19 protein-coding genes and 1 pseudogene are annotated in these 21,427 nt (G+C 32.4%); all 20 read right to left on the bottom strand.

The features are described 5' to 3' along the window. Positions 1 to 242: 242 nt before the first annotated feature. Complete coding sequence (locus PATL70BA_RS06595; protein WP_125136632.1) at positions 243 to 4,796, bottom strand: SIR2 family protein; 4,554 nt, start codon at positions 4,794 to 4,796, stop codon at positions 243 to 245. Between the two features lie 400 nt (positions 4,797 to 5,196). Beyond that, the gene (locus tag PATL70BA_RS06600; RefSeq protein ID WP_125136633.1) at positions 5,197 to 5,937 is read right to left on the bottom strand and encodes an exonuclease/endonuclease/phosphatase family protein; all 741 of its coding nucleotides are present in this window, start codon (positions 5,935 to 5,937) and stop codon (positions 5,197 to 5,199) included. A gap of 91 nt (positions 5,938 to 6,028) precedes the next feature. Beyond that, positions 6,029 to 6,424: a hypothetical protein gene (locus tag PATL70BA_RS06605; RefSeq protein ID WP_125136634.1), complete on the bottom strand. Its 396-nt coding sequence runs from the start codon at positions 6,422 to 6,424 to the stop codon at positions 6,029 to 6,031. Further along, positions 6,424 to 6,951, bottom strand: coding sequence for a prepilin peptidase (locus PATL70BA_RS06610; protein ID WP_172596141.1), 528 nt, complete (start codon positions 6,949 to 6,951; stop codon positions 6,424 to 6,426). The genes PATL70BA_RS06605 and PATL70BA_RS06610 overlap by 1 nt, the downstream gene beginning before the upstream one ends. Next, complete coding sequence (locus tag PATL70BA_RS06615) at positions 6,905 to 7,546, bottom strand: hypothetical protein (protein ID WP_125136636.1); 642 nt, start codon at positions 7,544 to 7,546, stop codon at positions 6,905 to 6,907. The genes PATL70BA_RS06610 and PATL70BA_RS06615 overlap by 47 nt, the downstream gene beginning before the upstream one ends. Before the next feature lie 13 nt (positions 7,547 to 7,559). Then, a complete protein-coding gene (locus PATL70BA_RS06620) occupies positions 7,560 to 7,826 on the bottom strand; it encodes a helix-turn-helix domain-containing protein (RefSeq protein ID WP_125136637.1) in 267 nt (88 codons plus the stop codon). A 4-nt stretch (positions 7,827 to 7,830) separates the two neighbouring features. Beyond that, positions 7,831 to 8,142: a hypothetical protein gene (locus PATL70BA_RS06625; RefSeq protein WP_243115981.1), complete on the bottom strand. Its 312-nt coding sequence runs from the start codon at positions 8,140 to 8,142 to the stop codon at positions 7,831 to 7,833. Positions 8,143 to 8,167: 25 nt separating this feature from the next. Next, positions 8,168 to 8,377, bottom strand: a complete 210-nt coding sequence (locus tag PATL70BA_RS06630) for a mercury transporter (protein ID WP_125136639.1) — start codon at positions 8,375 to 8,377, stop codon at positions 8,168 to 8,170. A gap of 12 nt (positions 8,378 to 8,389) precedes the next feature. Then, entirely contained in the window at positions 8,390 to 9,229 is an 840-nt protein-coding gene (locus tag PATL70BA_RS06635; protein WP_125136640.1) for a conjugal transfer protein TrbL family protein, read from the bottom strand. Between the two features lie 68 nt (positions 9,230 to 9,297). Then, positions 9,298 to 9,429, bottom strand: a pseudogene (locus tag PATL70BA_RS16240) (DUF6133 family protein); the annotation flags it as partial. 105 nt (positions 9,430 to 9,534) lie between these two features. Then, a complete protein-coding gene (locus PATL70BA_RS06640; RefSeq protein WP_125136641.1) occupies positions 9,535 to 11,379 on the bottom strand; it encodes a reverse transcriptase domain-containing protein in 1,845 nt (614 codons plus the stop codon). A gap of 624 nt (positions 11,380 to 12,003) precedes the next feature. Then, positions 12,004 to 12,129 (bottom strand): hypothetical protein, encoded by a 126-nt coding sequence (locus PATL70BA_RS16740; protein ID WP_279233241.1) that lies wholly within the window; start codon positions 12,127 to 12,129, stop codon positions 12,004 to 12,006. Between the two features lie 61 nt (positions 12,130 to 12,190). Then, complete coding sequence (locus PATL70BA_RS06645; protein ID WP_125136642.1) at positions 12,191 to 12,532, bottom strand: Mbov_0395 family pilin-like conjugal transfer protein; 342 nt, start codon at positions 12,530 to 12,532, stop codon at positions 12,191 to 12,193. Between the two features lies 1 nt (position 12,533). Beyond that, positions 12,534 to 14,429 (bottom strand): VirD4-like conjugal transfer protein, CD1115 family, encoded by a 1,896-nt coding sequence (locus tag PATL70BA_RS06650; RefSeq protein WP_125136643.1) that lies wholly within the window; start codon positions 14,427 to 14,429, stop codon positions 12,534 to 12,536. A gap of 1 nt (position 14,430) precedes the next feature. Next, positions 14,431 to 15,072: a hypothetical protein gene (locus PATL70BA_RS06655; protein WP_125136644.1), complete on the bottom strand. Its 642-nt coding sequence runs from the start codon at positions 15,070 to 15,072 to the stop codon at positions 14,431 to 14,433. 15 nt (positions 15,073 to 15,087) lie between these two features. Continuing rightward, on the bottom strand, positions 15,088 to 16,044 hold the full coding sequence (locus tag PATL70BA_RS06660; protein WP_125136645.1) for a relaxase/mobilization nuclease domain-containing protein: 957 nt from the start codon (positions 16,042 to 16,044) through the stop codon (positions 15,088 to 15,090). A 4-nt stretch (positions 16,045 to 16,048) separates the two neighbouring features. Next, complete coding sequence (locus tag PATL70BA_RS06665) at positions 16,049 to 16,402, bottom strand: hypothetical protein (protein ID WP_125136646.1); 354 nt, start codon at positions 16,400 to 16,402, stop codon at positions 16,049 to 16,051. 4 nt (positions 16,403 to 16,406) lie between these two features. Beyond that, a complete protein-coding gene (locus PATL70BA_RS06670) occupies positions 16,407 to 16,724 on the bottom strand; it encodes a plasmid mobilization protein (protein ID WP_243115982.1) in 318 nt (105 codons plus the stop codon). Between the two features lie 18 nt (positions 16,725 to 16,742). After that, positions 16,743 to 20,642, bottom strand: coding sequence for a tetratricopeptide repeat protein (locus PATL70BA_RS06675; RefSeq protein WP_125136647.1), 3,900 nt, complete (start codon positions 20,640 to 20,642; stop codon positions 16,743 to 16,745). Positions 20,643 to 20,862: 220 nt separating this feature from the next. Further along, the gene (locus PATL70BA_RS06680; protein ID WP_125136648.1) at positions 20,863 to 21,420 is read right to left on the bottom strand and encodes a hypothetical protein; all 558 of its coding nucleotides are present in this window, start codon (positions 21,418 to 21,420) and stop codon (positions 20,863 to 20,865) included. Positions 21,421 to 21,427: the final 7 nt, after the last annotated feature.

The following is a 21,427-nucleotide window of genomic DNA, read 5'->3' on the forward strand; positions in this document are numbered from 1 at the left end:
ACTTCATCTTTTCATAAATTCATTGTCTAATAAGAGAGCTAAATAACGATGATTACAAATTACATTTTGACATTCTGTTAACAATAAATTTACAGAGTAAAACGATCTTTCTAACTAGAAATCAAACTTTAAATTATAGGAGTCTGTAATATTGATGCCACTCCCCACATGAATAGGTTTAGGTATAAAAAGACGGTTTCTTGACAGTGGTTTTTAACTGTGAATACTTAAAAAAGTAGCCGCTAATCTTCAAATTTCGTCATAGACACTTGATATTTACTATTGTCATCCAGTGTAATCACTCCTGAAACATGTGGTTGTCTATACCGTTCTGTTCCTCGATGATGTTTATCCCCAAGAATTCTTTTTTCAGCTAACAAAGTCCAAAATACCTTATAGCCTTTTGATTCAAGAAATGACCTCATTTCCTCCTTATCTATAAAAAATCCAATATCCTCATTCAATAACTCCGCACTATCAAAACATGATACTTTTTCATCTTCTCCGAAAAGAACTGAATTTTCCCTTCCATATTTCATGTTCAATTCATTAACCAACTCCAAACAAGGTTTGTACCAATACAAAGAACCAGCATTATCTATTGTATCTCCATCCCTTTCTGTATAATACCTGCTAGTTGGCAACAACACAAATATATCGTATAATCCCAACTCCCCTCTGTCATCAAAAACAACCCACTCTTCTCCACAGTAATAAGGTGAACAATAGAATTCAAAAGCCTCAGACCAATAATATTCTTTATTAAAAAGATATCCATTGTCATTTGGTTCCGGGAGCCATCTCCCCATAAAGTCTTTATCTTTCAAACTTTCAATAGTCTTTTCATAATCAGCATTTTTAATAATATATGCATTTAGCTGAACCCACATATCTTTATGTGGGTTTTGATATTTTTCTTCTCCTAATTTCTTATCCTCACTCCAGCTATACGATCCATTTAACAACGCAAATTGTCTATTATCATATTTTATGTCTAACATCATTTCAATACTAGGTAAATCATTAAACTCTGACAACCACTCATTACTATTTATTTCAGGAACCTTGTATAGTCTATTATGCAAAATCCTTTCTTTAATCACATAATTGTATGATACAATAGTCGGATCAATATTTCTTAATGATGGTTCATAGGCTCCTTTGCAAAATATATCTTCTGTTCCTCCATAACAATCTATATGATATTTCATCTTATAGTTATCTGCAACTCGTGCAGCTAATTCATAAAATGCAATCCACTGATATTTTTTTCCAATTCGCTCTACTTTTCCACTATGAAATCTTCTTGAATTTATCCTACGATCATATTCACCATGCTTTTCCACATCATATCCTAAATCAAAGATCTTCTTAATCGCAATATTTTTTAAGTCATGATAGTCCAAACCTTCCCAATGTGAAAAGTAACGTTGAAATGTATATCGACCAAAATCACCATATCCCCCTGATGATCCATCTCTACCATACTCAACCTTCATAGAACTCAATATTGAATTTTGGCTCCAATAATAATCTTTAAAATCCGGTTTCTCATAATCATACTTATATTTCTTTATATCGTCATCAGTAGGTATTATAGGCATTTTAGAATTATAAGGTGGCATTATATCTGTTTTAGATATAATAATATCAGGAACTTTATATATAGCATATTCAACAATACTTTTTGCATAATCTCTCAATAACATATTGGGATAAACATTTCCATTACTAAATATATTATCGTAGGTAAATTGAGCTAAAGCTATTATTTGAGTTTCATCTTTTTCCGCAATGATGCACCCATATGCTACAGCAAAAAGCCTTTCTAAAATATATGGATCATCAACGTCTTTAAATTTTTCAATAACCTTAATTAATACATTTATTCTCCCAATTAGAACATTTATTAATCCTTTGGTTGTTTTATCCCTTAATTCCCTATTAGAAGATATTAAAAATAGAGCCATTACTTCTGATGTCAGCCTAATTGTTTCATCTAAAGGATTATTTCCAGCACTATTTAAGTAGCACCAATCAATTAATCTATTTAAAGACGAGCCTTCTTCATAATACAATTTATCGTATAACGGTATAAATCTTGCATCCCGTTCTGGCATAGGATGATTCAGAACAAAATCAACTGTTTTGTCAGCATTCAAATCATGACCAACCTTAGTAGATATTAAAAGCAAAATCTCCATTATGCTCTCAAATCCATATTGGTATCTTAAAACAATATCATTAATATATTTCATTGTCTTTTCATTTATTCTACTATTCTTTCTCCACTTAAGCGAATCACAAAAACCTTTAATGATGTTTCTTTTGGTACCTTCAAATACTTCAAAAATTTCAAGTTCTGTTCTTTCTGACATCACAATTGCTAATGCTTCAAGTAGCCCTTCATAATTCACAATATTTTGATATTTTTCTTGAAAGTCAGTAACTCCAATAACTTCTAAATCATCAACTAGTAAATGTGCATATAGGTAATCATCTAACCTCTCATATGTTATATACACATAATCCAAATTATCATATCTTCTGTTTTGAGTTAATACTCCATTTGAAAGAAGTTCATCAAACAACGATTTGTGAATATTATACCTTCTCTCAATCTCAATCGTAATATCATAAGCACACTCTAAAGATATTAGATTGTTAGCCCTACCAGAAGTAAGTTTAAATTTAACCATCTCATTAATTACTTTTTCCACAATATTAAAATGCCTACTATAACCGCAAGTCTCTGATATTTTTCTATTAATAGCATCAAGATATTTTTTATAGACATCCATAATACTAATTTCTGATAATTTTATATAATCATCCCTAAATCCTTCACATAAAAGTCTTAGAAATAAAGGATTTCTAAATTCTTGTTCAGCAAATGGAATATCATTGAATTGGACATTATAGTATTCAAAATACTTTTTGATAGCCTTATATTCAATTGTCGAAAATCCTTGATGCTTCACATTAACAAACATATCATATAACTGTTGATTGTCTGAAAAAATATTATCCATATATTCTTCTCGAACAGAAACAACTAATCCTAACCAATCATATTTTTTTATTTTCTCTACAATCCCACCTAAATACTCTTTCCAAACTGCCTTGCCATTCCCCTCATTCAATGCATCTATAAATATTACAATACGACTTTGGTTTTTTTTTGCCCTTTGATTTAATATATCAAAAAAATCATCAGAGCTATGCTCCACTTCTAACTCTCTTAGCATTATTGACAATGGGCTGCTATCCTCTCTAAATACTTGCCCTAAAAAAAGCAATGATTCTCTGCCTTCCTCTTCTCTATTTCTAACTGTGTCTGCTATTATATGCGATTTTCCTATACCACCTTCACCATATAAAAGGACAAAAGGGTTATTCAATACGGTAATTTCTTCTGAATTTATATAAGTAATATATTCATCTAAGCAGTTATATGCTTGGTTAAATTCATATATGTTATTTTGAAGTGTACTTCTTTTGTTTACATCAATGGTATAATCCAATTCCTTATATAGATCCTCTATCTGAGCATTTAAAATTGATTCAATTTCTTCACATTTTTGAATAATCTCAAAATCAACAAAAACCTGACTTTGATCCAAACTGAAACAAGATACAATGTCACAAATACTATCAACAAATCCGCTAATTTTATCAATATCTAGTTTCTTTAATTTTATTAAAAATTCATCTGTTTTTTTACTCAATCGCTCGAAGAATGATGCGCTTCTATTCAAGCCATCAAATACGTTACTTAATTCGAGTCTAATATTTAATTCTGGTAAATATCTATCCCCTAAATTTCTGATCTGAATATTGTTTTGATTTATAAACCATTCCTTACTTAACGAAATTTTTTCTATCTCCACCTCAGTTCCAGATTCACTATTAAACACTTTAAAATACCCTGCAGGATTGACTAGTCTTGCAATATGATCTAAAAGAATTTTCAATGCTTCATGTTTACCCTCAGGATATAAAATTGCTTGCGTGAAAAATTCATTTTCTAGTTGCAATCGTTTGGCCTGTTTATTTTCATTTTCACATGAAATAATTGCGAAGTTTCTCATACCTTCAGAAGAAATACTACATAAAAACTCGATTGGCTTATCTTTAGTCAAACTACACCCTAAAAATAACATCTCTTTACTAAGAAAGGCTTGTTTTAATGTTTGAATTAGCATCTCATTAGAATATGCTTTGTCGTATTGTTCCTTACTTAGAATAATTGATGTTTGAGGTTCTGATATATCACCATGTATTTTATAAACTAAAAGTGACTGATCACGAAGAGAACGATTAAATACTTCATAATGTCCAGGATGGGCGACTGAAAATATTTCATCATGTATATTGTAAACTCTTTCAATGACTTTATCATAATTCGTTGTCATTATTAGTCCTTTATTAAATATAATCGGTAACAAATATACTGGTTTAGTAACAAACTCCGATACATTTTTTCTAATATATTTTTCCGCAAAAGTCTCTAGAAGATGATCAGCAAAACTGATTTTCCCAATCTTATCATATAAGAACTCTGCCTTCTCTTCAAAATCAAGGGTATCAAATACACTTTTTTTATCCTCAGTAATAAACATATCAAATGTAGATTCTAAAAAACCATTCCATGACGGATATATCCCGTCAAAAAGAATAGACATTCCAGCTCCAGCATATGGCACAACACTGCCGATTTTTATTTGTTCAATTAACTTATCTAGATTTCTTTTATTATATGGTGCATTAAAGCTTAAAATATCTTCAAGATTCATATCTCACTCTCCCTATAAAGCATACCAACATGTGTATAAACAACATCAAAGTTTTATGTATAGGTAGTTATCTAAGATCCTAATCATATTCGTGGTTAGTTTTCTAATTTTAGATATATCCCCGTTTCAAAACTTATAATAGAATAATACAATTATACCAAAAAAAATGTTTTGAAACAAAATAATTATATCGCATAATAAAAGAAGGCAAATTCAGAATCACATTCTATCTATCTTTACCTTCTTCTACATTTCTTTACTTTTACCTCATCTTCACATACTCATTTATTTCAATAATAAGTTTCACCCTTGATGTTAATAAGAACTACCATGTAAAAAAGGCCTGGAATGCCGCTTTCACAATCCGATTTCTAGGGTCATATAGCAATCAATATAAATTTCAATCTATTATTAGTTTACCTACTAATTGATTATGATCGCTCAATTTTGTTTCTAAATATAGAACATCATCTATTTTAATATTTTTTATGGAAAAATGGTCAATTCTGCTTCCACCTTTATATGGTGGTTTATAGGGATATGATACACCGTGATCTGGTGTAATCATCGAAAATTCATTTTCATAAAACCACAATTTGAGCCGGTGATAATTATATTCAAACTGGAGATAGGGTTTGTACAAGACATCTATTTCCTCTTTTTTATAAATTTTTTCTTCCCCATGAATTTTACCATTATTAAAATCCCCAGCAATTATTACATTTTTAAATTCATTTGCGAGAGGTAAAAATTTTTCAAATTGGCTCTTCATGAGATTATAACCACCAAATAAACGGATGCCAATAACTATAAATTCTTTATCAGCAGTTTCAAAAGATACCACTAAAAAATCTGGTAAATCACTTCTATATAATTCTCCACTTTTTAATTTCGGTTTGTGTTCTTTTAATACTGCAATAAACACATCATTGCGATTATTCTGTTCCACTGTTATAAAAGGTTCATACCCCCAAGCCCTAACATTTTTTTCGAATTCAAAGTAATCTTCAAGTCTATAAAATTCTGTTAATATTAAAATATCGTACTCAGGATCTTTATTAAAATTAAAAAGCGATTTTAGACACTGCCTCCCATGTTTGCTACCAATTGCACAATTTACGTTCCATTCAAGGATTCTCATTCTAGCCTCCTAATTTTTTCTCTATTTCAATCATAAATTATCATTGCTTTGCTCCTTTATTTCAGAATATAAATCATCACTATAAAGGCCATCACTCTAAATATATATCCTCTTCTGAAAAATCCTCATCCAATAAATCTTCTTCATAGAATTCTTCATCAGCACGCATTGCTTCTTGCATCTCTTCATAACGTTCTTGAGCTTCATCTAATACTCTTGAAGCATATTCTCGAACTTCTTCAGAGTACTTCTTATTCTTATTGTACTTCTTTAAATTATCTCTATCTTTCTTAGACAAATAAAATCCACTACACTCAATATTCATAATCTTACGCATTCTTACAAGTTCACTTCTTTTCTCTACTGATAAGCTCGAACACTCTTTACATATGTGATTTATATGTCCTTTTCCACTAAACTTTTCATTCGCTTTAATCTCACTACAAATCTTGCAGTAGTGTCCTTTATATCTTTTTTTCTTAGCCATTAAGTACCTCCAAAAAACATAGCTATCATACATCCCACTTGAAAAAATGGCGCAAACGGAAATGCCATACTCTTAACCTTTTTATAACTTAAATAATACAGACTATAGAAACAAACTGCAACTATAATACTAATCATTGAAGCTGCAATTGTGCTCCCATAGCCTAATACAAAACCACTTGAACCAACTAACTTGATATCACCACCACCAATACTGCCAGTACTAACTAATGCCATAATTAGAAATGGTAATGGTGATATCAAAAATCCCAACACAGATTTCGTTACATCAAAGTTTATTAAACCAATGATAATTAGCAAAATGTGAATCCAATCAGGAATCATTCGACATTTCAAATCAAAGTATGAAGCAAACAACAAAAGAGCAAAGAATGTTGGGTATTTCAATCCAGTAATAAAATTTATAAATCCAAATAAATATAATAGTATACTTATTGCACCCATTACAATCAAAACAACTCTATGCTTCCAGGGTATCGTCCTCAACAACATTAATTCCTCTTTCATCCTCAACCACCTTCCCCAAACATTCCATAGCCTTAGCCCATAAAACATGTTCATCATCACCTTTAATCACAGAACCATCATGCTTGCTAAATGTTTTATCCAACAAATCATCCACTTCCTGAAGTAACTTCATATCTTCCATATTATAACAATCCTGATACCTAAATATACTAAACACTTGCATCTTTATTGCTATTTCTGTTAACAATGGTCCCATTTTATAAGGGACTAAATCAACAACCTTTTTCATGAACTCCTTATACTCTGCCTGTACCTTTTCATGCAGTCTTTCTTCTACATGTTCACATTCTCTATAAATCGCATAATCTCGACTTATGGTATCCCAATTCACATCACTCTTGAATAAATCATTATCATGAAAGTAATCATAAAACTTACTTAGCGGAAAATCTTGTGTCACAAAGATATCTAAAATATGTTCCGGAATAAATGTCTTCTCAAAGCTGTTTTTTAACATCTGATAGACAAATTGAACCGTCATATAGGATTCACCTGCTATGGGTTCAACAATTCCTTGATGTGCATTATCTAGTTCATCCTGCATTCGATCTACAACCAATTGTTTCTTATTCACACAATCACCCCTTCTAAATTAATTCATATACATTGGCTTTTCTTGTACCATCATCATCACTTTTAGTATGAATCATGATATAACCACTTTCTTCAAGTCTATGCAAATTCCGTCTGACTGCTGTTCGACTTATGTTTAATAACTTGCTGATCTTTCCAATTGAGATTTGTATTCGTCCTTTAGCTCCTGCATAATCACATAACAAGGTATAAATATATTTACCAGTTATAGTTGCTTTAAGACTTCCTGCCATTTTATACTTCAATCTATGATCATCCATTTCCTCACTTCCATTCTTCTAAATGCTTATATTTATATACCTTCTGAGACCTAGCAAATTTCATCATAAATCCCACTTGATCCACCACTGAAATATTAGTTTTATCTTTTGTCAGCATCATGACGCTACCTGATATAGCAATCAACATAAAGACCACACTGGTCACAACATTCCTAAATATTAAAAATAGCAGGGCATCAATGCCACCTGCTACTAATGTTACTAATATTGTTTTAACTAATTCTTCTTTTCCAAATCCATCAAAGATTTCTACTCTCGTCTTCAATCCTTGCGGAATATATAATGTTTGCCTCATACCTATTTCCATCTGTTCACCGTCCTTAACTGTAATAATGCATGGCTAAATCTCTAATAATATAAACAGACTCAGCCATTATATAGAACATAATTGTATTTTTTATTCGCTTCTTATAAGTGACCGCCTGTTCCTCATCTCCTGCCATTGTGATAAAACAGTATATAATACGAAGGACTGAACCTGAACGAATAAGTACAATAAAAGCGAGTGCCATTTCATCTACGATATCCATCTTAATTCCTCCTTATTTCGTAATCACTGATTTACCCATTTGATAAATTCTAGCTGTTGAGTAAACTTTATTCATCATGCCGCCACCACCTTGTCCACCTGATACAATAATGAATTCCTGTAAGAACTTAGGTGTTCTAAGTGCTAATAAGAGTGCTGCTAATCCCCAGAATACATGCATATTTAACATCAAGGCTATTCCGAGCTTTGCAAGTATGATCTGAACCATAACAGCCAATGTACTTTGAAAAAACTTCTGAATATATGTCCTAAATATACCGTTATCATTATCCATAAGCCCTACACAAGCAAGTGGTACTCCAACCCTTAGAATCAATATTTCAAGTCCTCTTGTTAGGAACTGAATGTATAACATAAAGAAACAGATAAAGAAAATCAATGATAAGATTCCTGTGAAAATCCCCGCTGTTGAAATCCCAGTGATAATAGCTGTAAAATCAGTAGCCATATCATCAGATATAATCGTAATCACCTGACTACTCATATCGGCTACGATCTCAGCTAACCAGTCGTAAAGTGTTGGAAAACAGATGGATACAGCAAGTGCCTTAAAGAATCCTGTTAATAAAATAATAGGTTCTGTATCTGCATCGCCTTCTGTCCATAGAATGTATCGCTCAAAGCCTTTCTTTAAAAACTTCAATATAATCAATGAAACACCAAAGGCAAAAAAGATATCAAAGATTCCACTGACTCCATTTGTTCCAAGTAGTGTATCCATATAGTCTTCTGCATGAAGTGCAATTGGTACAATACCCTCTAACATAGTATTCACATATAACATACAACCCGTTAGGATTGCTGATATTAAAAGCATTATGACAAACTCCAATTACTTTGCCTCCTTCCTAAAAAAACTAGCCTGCGACATTAGTGTCACAGGCTAGTTTCAGACTTTGATTAGCCGGCAAAATCAAACATGTCAGAAATACGTTCTTCCAAAGTTGGTAAGATCAGATCACCGAATAATGAGTAGAGTCCAGCTAGTAAAAGTGCGCCAATTACAACTGAAATTAAAATCTTCAGTAGGGTAAGAATCCAGCGCCTTATCGTATTTCTACGACAGGTTTCCAAAAACTCCCCTCCGAACCACACGTACACCTCTCAATGTATGTGGCTCTCCATTCGTCTATCAATTTAATCTAGTTTTCCTGCATGTAACTTATCATGACACTCTGGGCAAAGTGCCAATGTTTTTCTTTTTCTACCTATCATTAACCGTTCCCATCTAGCTTTACCTTTAAGGTCTTTAAGCCTTCTGACATGATGGATTTCTATGGTTGTATTATCCTTACCACACCATTCACATTCATTTGCTTTAAGCCTTTTAACCAAGCTCGCAGGATTACTGTTACTATAAGTATATGGTATCGAATCTACATTTGGACTTTTGATAATCTTAGCATCTTTCTTGAATCCTTCATTGTAGAAATAACATATTTTCGGACCTGTTTTAGTGTAATACTGAACTCCAAAATCTTTAAAACCAAACTTCTTGCGGACTTGTGAAATATGAAGTTTGTATTTTGCACCAAAGGTCTTATACATGCTGAATTTCATAACATAGTTAAAGTGTCCAAGAACGCTTACATTATCAGCAATCCGATAATAATTATAAATTCCACGAATCTCTGAATTGTATTGCATGATAATTTCAAGGTCATCATTGCTAATCAGATAGGTTCTATGAATCGGCTCAAAAACTTCTTGATATCCTTCACCTTTATGGTAATTGATTTTTAAGGCTTTATGGTCCATTAGCTTTTTCTGCCAACATTCCCTAGGAACATATAGCTTGATTTTCATATGTTGGGTTCTGCGAGTATGACCATTTTTATCTTTAGAATGATTGACACTATTCGATGTAAAGATATCAAAACCTAAAAATCTAGCCTTGTTCTTTGCATTAGTTATCAATGTTTTTTCTTCAGATAGTTCAAGTTTCAGTTTTTCACTTAAGAAGCATTTTATGTCTTCTTTTATAGCGATAGCATCTTCTTTATTTCCAATCACTCCGCATACCCAATCATCAGCATATCTTGTATAAGCTAATCTCCTATAACCTTCGTCTTGAGCTTCTCCATAGGGTAATTCCATCATTTTAGACCTAATAGCCTTGATGTCTTTTACCACTCCGCTTTTTTCATCATCAGTTAATCCATTCCATTTTTCAGGTTTAGTCACTGGGTATTTCTTATATCTTAGATACTTGAGTTTATATTCCCAATGCCTATATTCTTCACTTCTAGTACGCCTTTTACCTGCTTGATAATTCTCAATGTATTCTTCCATATACTTATCCAATTCATTCAAATATACATTAGATAAAATTGGACTAATCAATGAGCCCTGTGGGGTTCCCGAATAAGTTTTATGGTATGTCCAATTCTCCAAGTATCCTGCTTTTAGAAACTTCCACATCAGAGCTATAAAATACTCATCTTTAATTCGTTTTCGCAAAATAGTAATGAGTACTTCATGATTGATATTATCAAAAAATCCTTTTATATCTCCTTCAATAAACCATTTGCTTCCTGTGAAACTTCCCTGAATTTGTTGCAGAGCTGTATGACAGCTTCTACCTGGTCTAAAACCATGTGATAGGTTTGAAAAAGTCTGTTCATAAATACTTTCAAGAATCATTTTGATAACTGCTTGTACAAGCTTATCATCAAAAGAAGGTATTCCTAACGGTCTTTTCTTACCGTTTTTCTTTTCAATATAAACACGTCTAGCTGGCTTGGGTTGATAACTGTGATTTCTAAGACTTTCAATCAATTCATTAATTCGTTCCATGCCCATACCATCAATTGTTTTGTTATCTGTACCCATTGTCATATTTCCTTCTTTAGCATAAATCTGACTATATGCTAAAAGGTAAAACTCTGGGTTATATAGATTTCTATACAATCGTTGGTAGTAATAATTTTCGCTACATGCTTTTGACTGTAAACTGTTTAATACATCCACTGGATTTCTCAATGCCTCACGCACCTTTCCTTTTTTTGTATTAAGAGACGAACTGCCTCCCTTCGCCATGTAATTGGCTTTCCCAATCTCGGACTACTATGGAGGCTCCGTTACCATATTAGATATTCAGCGCCATCTTTCTTAGCTTTCGCCTTGAAATTTATCACCCATTAACAAATAATTGGCATTGCGCATAGCCTATTGGCATTCTAACTTAGGTAATCTCCGTTAAGACTTATAAAAACAAGCTTGTTAAGTTGTCGGATAGAACTTTTGCCCTTTACTACTTATTGTAGTTGGTTGGAATAAATATCACGGACATCTACACCGGCAGTCTATGCAGCTCCTATTCCAATAAACGTTACAACTATCTTTCGTTTATGACTCGACTATGACCCCTTGGACTATTCTTCAAGCATTCAAGCCTTTATCCTCATACTTAACATTTCATAACCTTTCACTCGCAACCCTGATAGTTGGATTGACTTAAGGCTTTGTCAACATGCTACACTCCCTGTCCGGTTTCCCTTTCAGATAAGTTGACCTATGATAACCCATTGATATTTAAGTTACTGTCTTGCCAAAGACAGATTTTCTATAAGTCCACGAACATAATTATATTAGTCTCACACTAAATTATGCTCTTACGGACGCACCGGCGGAATCAACAAAGCCTTCCCCGCTTTTGTCACTAAGGATCACCTTAGTTTTGACTGCTAAATTGACTAGTTTCATTTGTACTAATTTTGTTAATTTCTTCATTTTTGTTTCCTCCATAAATTAAATTTTGTTATATAGTTGCTCATAATTTCTATCATTAAAATTATGAGTAGTACCCAATAATAAGGTTCAACGTTGCTGCGGTTAGAACGGCTCCAATTACTGAAATAATGGCAGTTGTTACACGATTATTCCACTTCTTCTGATCCATCTCATCTGCGGCGGATCGTCGAATAAAGAAGTAAATAATTAGTACAATTCCAACGATTGGTGCTAATATCATTAACCAAATAGTTAGGTCATTAATCAGCTCTTCTGTCCCAGTTGCCAATTTACTATCTCCAACCTCTCCTGCATATGCAGTGGTTGAAGTTAGTAATAAAATATAAAAGACAAGGGATGTTTTTTTCATCCATTGCCCTAGTTTCTTCAGATAATTTTTCATTTTAAATATCTCCCTTCGTGAATTTTTCATATGTGACATGACTGTTTCCTGAATTGGAATAATAATCCCAAATATTCCATGTATCGATTTCGTTTGCTGACCTCCTTGCTTCTCTTTTTTTCTCCCTTTCTTCCCTTACCTTTCGGTTATGTTCTTTGTCACCTAACCCGAATAGTTTATTAAAATACCATTTAGATAAATCCGGTGCTTCCATAATGGCTGGATTATTTCTTGATGTGATTAAACTATATGGCCTACTAATCAACCTGATTTCATCAACTGATAGTAGAGCTCTATGGGTTAAATTAATACTGTGGGAACTAGAAGGAGTAGTGTGTTTTCCATGAGACGATGTTAATGAATATGTAGAAACAGTATAGTTACCAAGTTTCTTAGATATTTCTTCAAGAGTGCTTAGATCATCTGCCTGAAGGTATATCCATGTTTCGCAGTTAGATTTAATGGTACCTGCTGCTTCTTTTCCATACTTTTCATCTAACTGCATAAAGCTTTGTAAAAAAAGATTGAACCTAATTCCCCGACCACCACCTACGGTTAGTTTATTGGAGAAATCAGGTATCTTAACGAAGTTACCGAACTCATCTAAGCAAAAATTAATACGGCGCTTTAATCGTCCACCACGACTATCTGCATTCTTTACTAATTGCATATAGCATTGATTAACAAATAAACTTGCTAAACTATAATAGGTAGACTTTTCATCAGGAAGAATCATGTAGATCACCTGTTTCTTGTCCCCAAAATCTTCTAACCTTAAATCACTGATATTGGTCATTTGATGAATCAGTGGGTTAGTGAATAGCCTTAGAGTTGTTAATGCTGACGTATAAAAACTCCCTCTAGTTTTAGAAGGAGCTACTTCACTGATAGATAATAATGCCTTTGCAGGATGACTTGTAGGCATATTTTTCATGTACTTAATCAGTGGCATTGAATTATTCACTGTCTTGCACATTTCACTAATGAAGAAATACACATTACTAAGATTCTGGAATCTTCTATCATTACCATTTCTATTATCATAGACAACAGATATTATGGCTGCGGCAATAATACTTGCTTCACCGTTTACCCATATCTTTTCATTATGATTATCTTCTGGAACTAAGGATGCCGTTAAATCCCAGGTTGCATCAATTGCCATTGGAATATCATTTTTATCGATGGCATCAATAACAGGCTGTAGAAAATTATACCGATCACTTTTTAGCGGATTCTTAAAGTCCAAACATATGATTTCATAACCCTTCTTCTCCAAAAATGGATAAGTGTAGTTATACAACTCGCCCTTGGGATCACTGATAATCATACTTTCTTCTGCCAGTGCTAATGTACCAATTGTTTGAAGCACAATACTTCTCGTTTTCCCTGATCTGGTTGCTCCAATACATAAGACATGAGTGTCATCATCTACATAGTAAATATGTTCTGATAAACCTTTATTCTTTTTACCAAGAACAATGCCACCAGAAGGTATCTGTGTTTCTCCACTTTTGTCCATTTCATAACATCTAAACTCTTTTTCTTTTTCTTGGTCAGTCATCCATCTTGCAGAACCAAATTGCTTTTGTCCTGCTGATACCGGTGTAGATATGTCAGGTGTTATCTGCATTAAATTGGATTGATATGGTTTATGATTTGCAATATAATAATAAATAGCACTTAGTAGTACAAATCCTTGTAAACACATAAATAAGTGCCAGTGTGATTCATTTACCTTCATACTTCTAATACATTCATCAAATCCAATCCATCTAAGCACCTCAAACTTACCTATTAAAGCAAAATGTAGGGTTGTGGAAAAATGAATATTTAGCCACAACCCCACAAGGAATATTAAAACTGACATCAGCAGCTTTATACGTTTGTATTTCATCTTACATCTCCAATCCATCTTCAGGTGCCATACCTTCATCCTCAAGTATTTCATGCTGCTTAATTTCTGGAATGATATCTCCTATCTTCTCAAGAACAGTTCCAATGGCTTTTTCTGCTTGATAATCAATGATTTCACTGAGTCCAACAAAGCTAACTAAACTAGAATGAATCACTTTTAGCTGTGACTCTGTAAATTTCTTGTATCGATCAGTTAAACCTGCTCTTTCTGAAAAATCTTCTTTTGCAGCTTCATAATCACTGAAATAGTGACCGTAGTTAACAACTTGTTTATTTGGTGAATATTGCCAAGTGACAAACTCATATTCATTAATGCTTTCCATCTCTCGCATAGCCAATACATAATCATTGAACTCTAATAACTTTCTATACCCTGCTTTTAACCCAAAAGCTTTTAATTTACTAGCATTTTCAAAGTTACCCAGATACTCTTTGGTTCTTCTAGCCGTATTAAAAATATCTGAATGGGCATTAGTGTTGATACCACCATTATCAAAGAGGATACACAACTGCTCTTCACCTTTAAAAACATGACAATACTGCCCTTCTTCACTTGCGGGTCTACAGTCATAGCCAAGCTGCCTAATTTGTTTAACAATTTCATCTAACTTTTTCTTTGTCATTTAATACCTCACTTTCTACATGTCCATCCCATTATCTTTGTCCCAATCCAAACCTTTACCTTTCTTGATTTCTGCTATTTTGTCCTTAAGCCCGTTCCCTTCTAATATTGATAGTGGGTAATGTTTAGCATTTGATGAATGATCCTGTGACTGTAATAGCTTAATACTTGATAGCAACATTTCAATAGTGTTTTCTTGAGTCCTTTCTTTTGCAAACTGTGCATTTTTCTCAAAGGCATTTAATAGTGCTTCTTTGGTAAAATGCTCTGGTGGATATAATTTTCTATTCCTACATTTATTACCTTCTTTATTACTGAAGGTGATGTATTTTCGTTCATCCTTCCAATTGACTGAGTAACCTAACTTATTCATGTTGCTAATGAAGTCATCTTTACTCATTGAAGACCATTTACAATGCTTTACTGCAAGGAATAATTCATACTTCCAACTCATGCCTTTGTCTTTTGTTCGATATTCGCCTCTGTTGACGTGATTACCTTTTTTCCCTTTGGTGATAATCAATCCATACTTTCTACAAAGGTCATCAGAATAATCTTTAAAAGCTTGCAATTCTTCACGACTTTGCCGCCACTTCTTGCCGCTTTCCATATGGACCGTATTAACGACAAAATGGGTATGCAAGTGATCTCTGTCCGTATGAACAGCGTATGCCACTTGATACCCATTAAAAGATTGGTGTTGTACCAATTCGTCTGCAATTTTCTTCACTAGTTCCGGTGTTACTTTGTCGTAAGGAGCAAAACTTTGTGTGAAATGAACATATTGTCTGCCTTTCACCTTATTCTGAACTCGCTTACTCATGTACATGTCATTATACGATTTTTGAATATTACAGTTATGACTACCTTTTAAAAGTTCTTCAGTCTTAGCACTATTATTGATATATTCAAGAACTCTTTTTAAAGCTGATAATGAATCATTCTTTCCATTAATAAATTCGATGACTGCCATTTCATCACATCTCTTCTAGATCATCTAGCTCTTCAGCCATTCTTGTCAGTTCATCAATTATTTCTGTAGCATGCTCCGCTTTGACACCAACAGCTTCATATAATGCCTTCAAGGTCTCAATAGTCTTCTCAGGATATTCTTGGAATAATACTGACTGCTTGATATCTCTTGAACAAAGTAGTTCACCCTTACCGGCATACTCACCTTTAATAATCACATCAACAGCATATCCACCTTCACTAATACCAATGGCTGAATATTGGTGATCCATTGGCAAATTCTTAAAGTGATCAACCGCTTTAGCCATGTCCTCCATCCATAAGCAACCATCACCATAACGATAAATATGATAACTCATAACCTCACCTCTTTCCTTTCAAATATTCACATAATTCTTCCAACATACCTGATGTATCTTCACTTACCTTTGACAGGTTCACCTCCTTGATTTTTCCTTGATGTGCTAACATGGTTAATTGATTTAGATTATTACCAATTTTAGAAAGCTGTCGATTCATCTCTTTCATATCGTCGAACATTAAAATATCCTTGTCCAGTGCGGACAAGGATACGTATTGGCTGATGTTTAGTTTTGCTTTTTTTGCTTTGTTATCAATCTCTTGAAATTCACGTTGAGTTACTCTAAATCCTATAAATTTACTTTTTCGAATAACAATCACTCCTTAGTTAATCTAATATTAGTTTTCCCAAATTTCTACTCCACCCCAAAACGCTTGATTTGGATATTTCTTTTTCATTTCTCTTTGAGATATTAAAAGTGCTTCAGAAATAGAGATATCTTTATTTTCAATTTGATTTATTAAAATATCTATTAACTCTATTGTTGAATCTGTAGGTACATCCCACTTACATATTATAATGCTTCCATTAAATCTTTCAAATATCGCACTCCATGTTCCAGAGCTTATTTCAACATTCTCATAATAGGGAGTTCCACCACGGCAGCTTACTAGAAAAAGACATTCTACATTATTTACTTGCCTCAGAATATCTTGCATCATTAATATACTTCTCATTCCTTGAATACCGTGAGCACCATCTAACATCCCTCCATTTGTGTAAGGAACACCATGAGAATATAATGCAAGTATATCTACCTCATCAACTCCTGCTATTGACTTTTTTAGTTCAAATAAATCATCATTTTTGTTATCTAGTTTTAAAAAGTTTTCACTTCTTCTATTATCAATCCAACGTTCTATTTTCTTTAGTTCAGAATCATTAGCATTTCCAAATATCCTATTAATAATTCTACTTGCTTTATTCTCTCTAGTATATAAAAATGAATAATCAATAACATTGACTATGGAATTTACTAATTCAATTAAACAATAACCATTACGTTCTGATATAGTTATTGGAAACATTCCAATTTTTGTATCAGGCATACAATAGATTGATTTCGTTTCGTAGTTATGAACATAATTAAATAAATCTTCGGCAATTAATTCTGAAATATTTTTTACTATACTTTCATTGACTTCAGATATATCTAACATTGGTTTTTGCATCGCATTGCTAAATTCAAATACAAGATTTCTGATTTCATCATTAGTATTTGCAACCAATTTAGTGTTTAATTTTACGATGTCTCTTGAAATTGTAATTGTTAAAATACATACATCCATTATCACATATTGATAAAAAACTTCACCTTCTTTAAGTTTGTTTTGTACTGTTTCAAATCTAAATCCATTGTAATCTTCTAAAGATTTATAATGAGGATGAATTTCTATCAACTTACTTTTTATATCTTCTGCTTCTTTTGCCTTATTTGAAAGCAACTCTAGATCACTACTATTTTGCGAAAATAAGTTGCGATACTCTTCTACTACTATCTTATATCTACTTTCTAAATGTAAACATTCTTCAGTAAATAGACCATCTTTATAGTATTTTTTCTGCTCAATAGTTGAGCGTGGAGAAATTTTCACCATTATTGCCTCTATCTTTTGTTCTAATAATTGTCTTATAGGCCCTGTCATAGATTCAAAACTAATTATTAGACTATATATTTGCAGTGTGAATCTATAAACCTCTATTGTTTCATACGAAACACCCACTCGCTCCTCTTTATGAAAAACTTTTCGTTTTACAATAATATCTTTATCTGCTAGCTCTAATATTTCCACTATCACAAAATAATCATTTAGTGATTTTGCTCCTACAAATAAAATTTGTGCCCAATTATACAAAGCTTTGAATCTCAAATCAATTCTACTTTCCAGTAATCTAAATACATCTTTATAATGCTTATGTATTAATTTTTCAGCTTCATCGAACTCCTTATTATTTGCAATCAAAGAGATTAAATTGACCATATCACCAGCCCATGTTACATCTTTTTGATCAATATCTTTAACATTTTTCTGTAAAACATTAATTTCTTCAATTGTATTACCAATAAGTATATTCCAACTTCTTGAAAAAGTTAAACTATACGCCTTAATTATTTCATTAAATTCATCAAATTTATCTCTATCACTTAACGCAACACTTCCAATCTCATCTATTAAAAATTTTGCAATAAGATTCAAACCATCTTCTAAGAAAGGGTAAATTTCATTTGAATCAAAAACATACTTGATTGATGCTAAAATACAAGCAATTCCCTCTGTCACTCTGCCCAATCTATATTGAGAATTCCCCCATGCTAGTAGACCAAACATAAGTGCTTTAGGTTTAAGTTCATCTTGAATGTTGTCAATATAATCAAATATACTCAAAGCCAAATTATTGGCATCTTGGTGAAATCCATGTAATGTTGCAATTATGGACAGATAATATCTAGTAATAATTCTAAAATAATTATCGTCGAAAACTTCAGGTAATGTTAATACTGTTTTTACTAATTCACCAAAGTCCTCAAAAACCTTATAATCAAAATCTCCAGTTCTGATTCTTCTTAACAAAATAATAGTATTAATTGTCGCTTTTTCTGGATTTTCTTCTAATTTCTCACTGGTCTCAATACTTCCTTCCGACTCAACATTTTTAATAAATGATTTCTGAACCAACTCCTCAAGTTTTTTTTTCGAGAACATATCTATTTTAATAAGTAAGACTTTATAAAGACCTAATTTCCAAGCTTTTTCATTCTGACTTTTCTCAATATATTCTCTCCATGATAAATAGCTGTTCCTATATACCGCTAATGATTCAATAATATCAACAAGCTCTTTAGAACGAACTTCTATTAATATTTGTCTATCATTATCCTTATAAAATGGTTTTATCTTTCCCAAAGCTCTCGATGCCAAGACATCATCACTTAAGATTTCAATCTTCAACTCAATTATTTCATCTATTCTTTTAGTATTAGTTACATAGTCGGCTCTTTTCAATATTTTATATGCATTAAAGGGCGAATTTTTCTTATCAATATAATATTTTGCCAAGCGATAAACAGCCTCATTTCTTAGCACTGGAAACTCTTTTACTAAATCAAATATGTAATCATCAGGTTTCTTGTACTTTCCATCCAAAACTTCATTCATTCTTGCAACTAGTTCATAATAAGTTGAGTTCATATCATTGGACATTTCTCTAAATATTGCTGCTGCGTCTAAATATCTTTCTGCTTTAACATATCGGTTGGCTAATAACTCTTTAACAGTTAGATTTTCCGGATCATACTTTATAGCAATATCTAACCAATAATCATGTTCTTTCTCGGCTTTAGGATAACATCTTAATATAGCAGGATATAATCCTTTAAGATATTTGTCCGTGTGATATAATTCATCAATAATTTTTTTTGCCCTATCTTTTTTTTCAACTATTGTATATAAGTCGATTAGTATAACTTTTCCTTCATTGAGAAGTTCATTGTAGACTTCTTCAAGAAGTAATATGCTTTTAGTTATTTCTCCATGTCTATAATATGATATTGCTGATAAATAGTTGTATGTAGTTTTCCCTAGTTCCTCTTCAGAATTGTTTAATAACTCAATAGAATCCTTTAATGATAATGTTGATAACTTTTCAATAGTCTCTCTTTGCAAAATTTCGTATTTTACGTTCTTACTCGGAGATTCACAAGAAATTATTGACATATTATTTGAATCCTCAAGATACTCTATAACTTTATCTCTCGAAAGTTCATTTGCAAATAGATTCACATATATTCCATTTACAGTTTCCTGAAATATATAAAAGATTGTATCTAACTCATGACTTAAAACACTCCAATTTTCTTCCTCAAGAAAATGTATTTTACTATTAAGCTCAAAATAATTAGCTTCAATAGCCGCTTTTGTATCCTTATAGGGCATCAAACTTTCTACTCCTATAATCATTACAGTATCAGTACTTGTATAAGCTTGTATTTGACTTTTAATCCAATTAAATGATTTAACAGGATCAATTACATAGCACATGTGCTCCCTAATTTTTTTAGTATTCTCTACAAACTCCTTACTTTTCTCTTTTATATCAAAGTATCCTTCAATATCTAAATTTGAATAATTTATTAAATATAATTTTCCTTTTATATCTCTAATTGCATGATTAATTACAAAAACTGTACTTCTTAACTTCTCTCCTGTTACATCAATATTTAGTAAAAATTTGTCCATAATTCCCCTCCTGTATATTAAGAGGGTTTGGGATACCTCCCAATATTTAAGTACCATTTGTTTAACAAATGGGAAGCTTGCCCTCATGAAAGCAGAGCTTTCTTATTCGGTCTTATTGTGGATACTGAATAAGAAGGCTTCTTACCCTCATAAAAATTATAGCATACCTGAGAGGATTGTCATTTTATTTTTTGGAAAAAGAGGCCCGAAGGCCTCTTGCTTATTCCATGATTGATACCAAGAACATGAGATCATAGGTGGTAGTAAAAGTCTGTTGGAATGCTTTTCCATACTCACCTGTGAACTTCAGTGTTACATTTCTAAAAGGTGCCATGGATCCACACTCAATTGTCCCCGCCTGAACATCATGTGCTGATACATCAATTAGCCATTCTCTGTTAATGATATAACCCATCTCATTTGGATTTTTTGCTCCGATTGCTATGTGAATATACTTTGAAGACTGGCTGATTCCCAGATTGTCCCAATCTTTATCCTCTTTACCCACTTCAATAAACTGGTTGTCTGAACCTGCTTTGTTATCAAACCCGGAAATACTAAGCGTGACCGGCATCGTTGAATTGTTGCTAATAATTAGATCCGGAGAGCTGAAAGTCGGTCCGTTTGGATTGATTGTGAATGATGCAAGGGTAGGTATGTCCACATCTAAGATTGAAGCGTGTATGGTGCCTGTTAGTTCAGTTACGTTGGTCTGAGCATTAGCTGTAACACTAAAAAGCATTGCTAGTACTATTGTAATTAGTATAATTTTTTTCATTTCAATT

Origin of the sequence: Petrocella atlantisensis (assembly GCF_900538275.1) — a bacterium.
Taxonomy (GTDB): Bacteria; Bacillota; Clostridia; order Lachnospirales; family Vallitaleaceae; genus Petrocella; species Petrocella atlantisensis.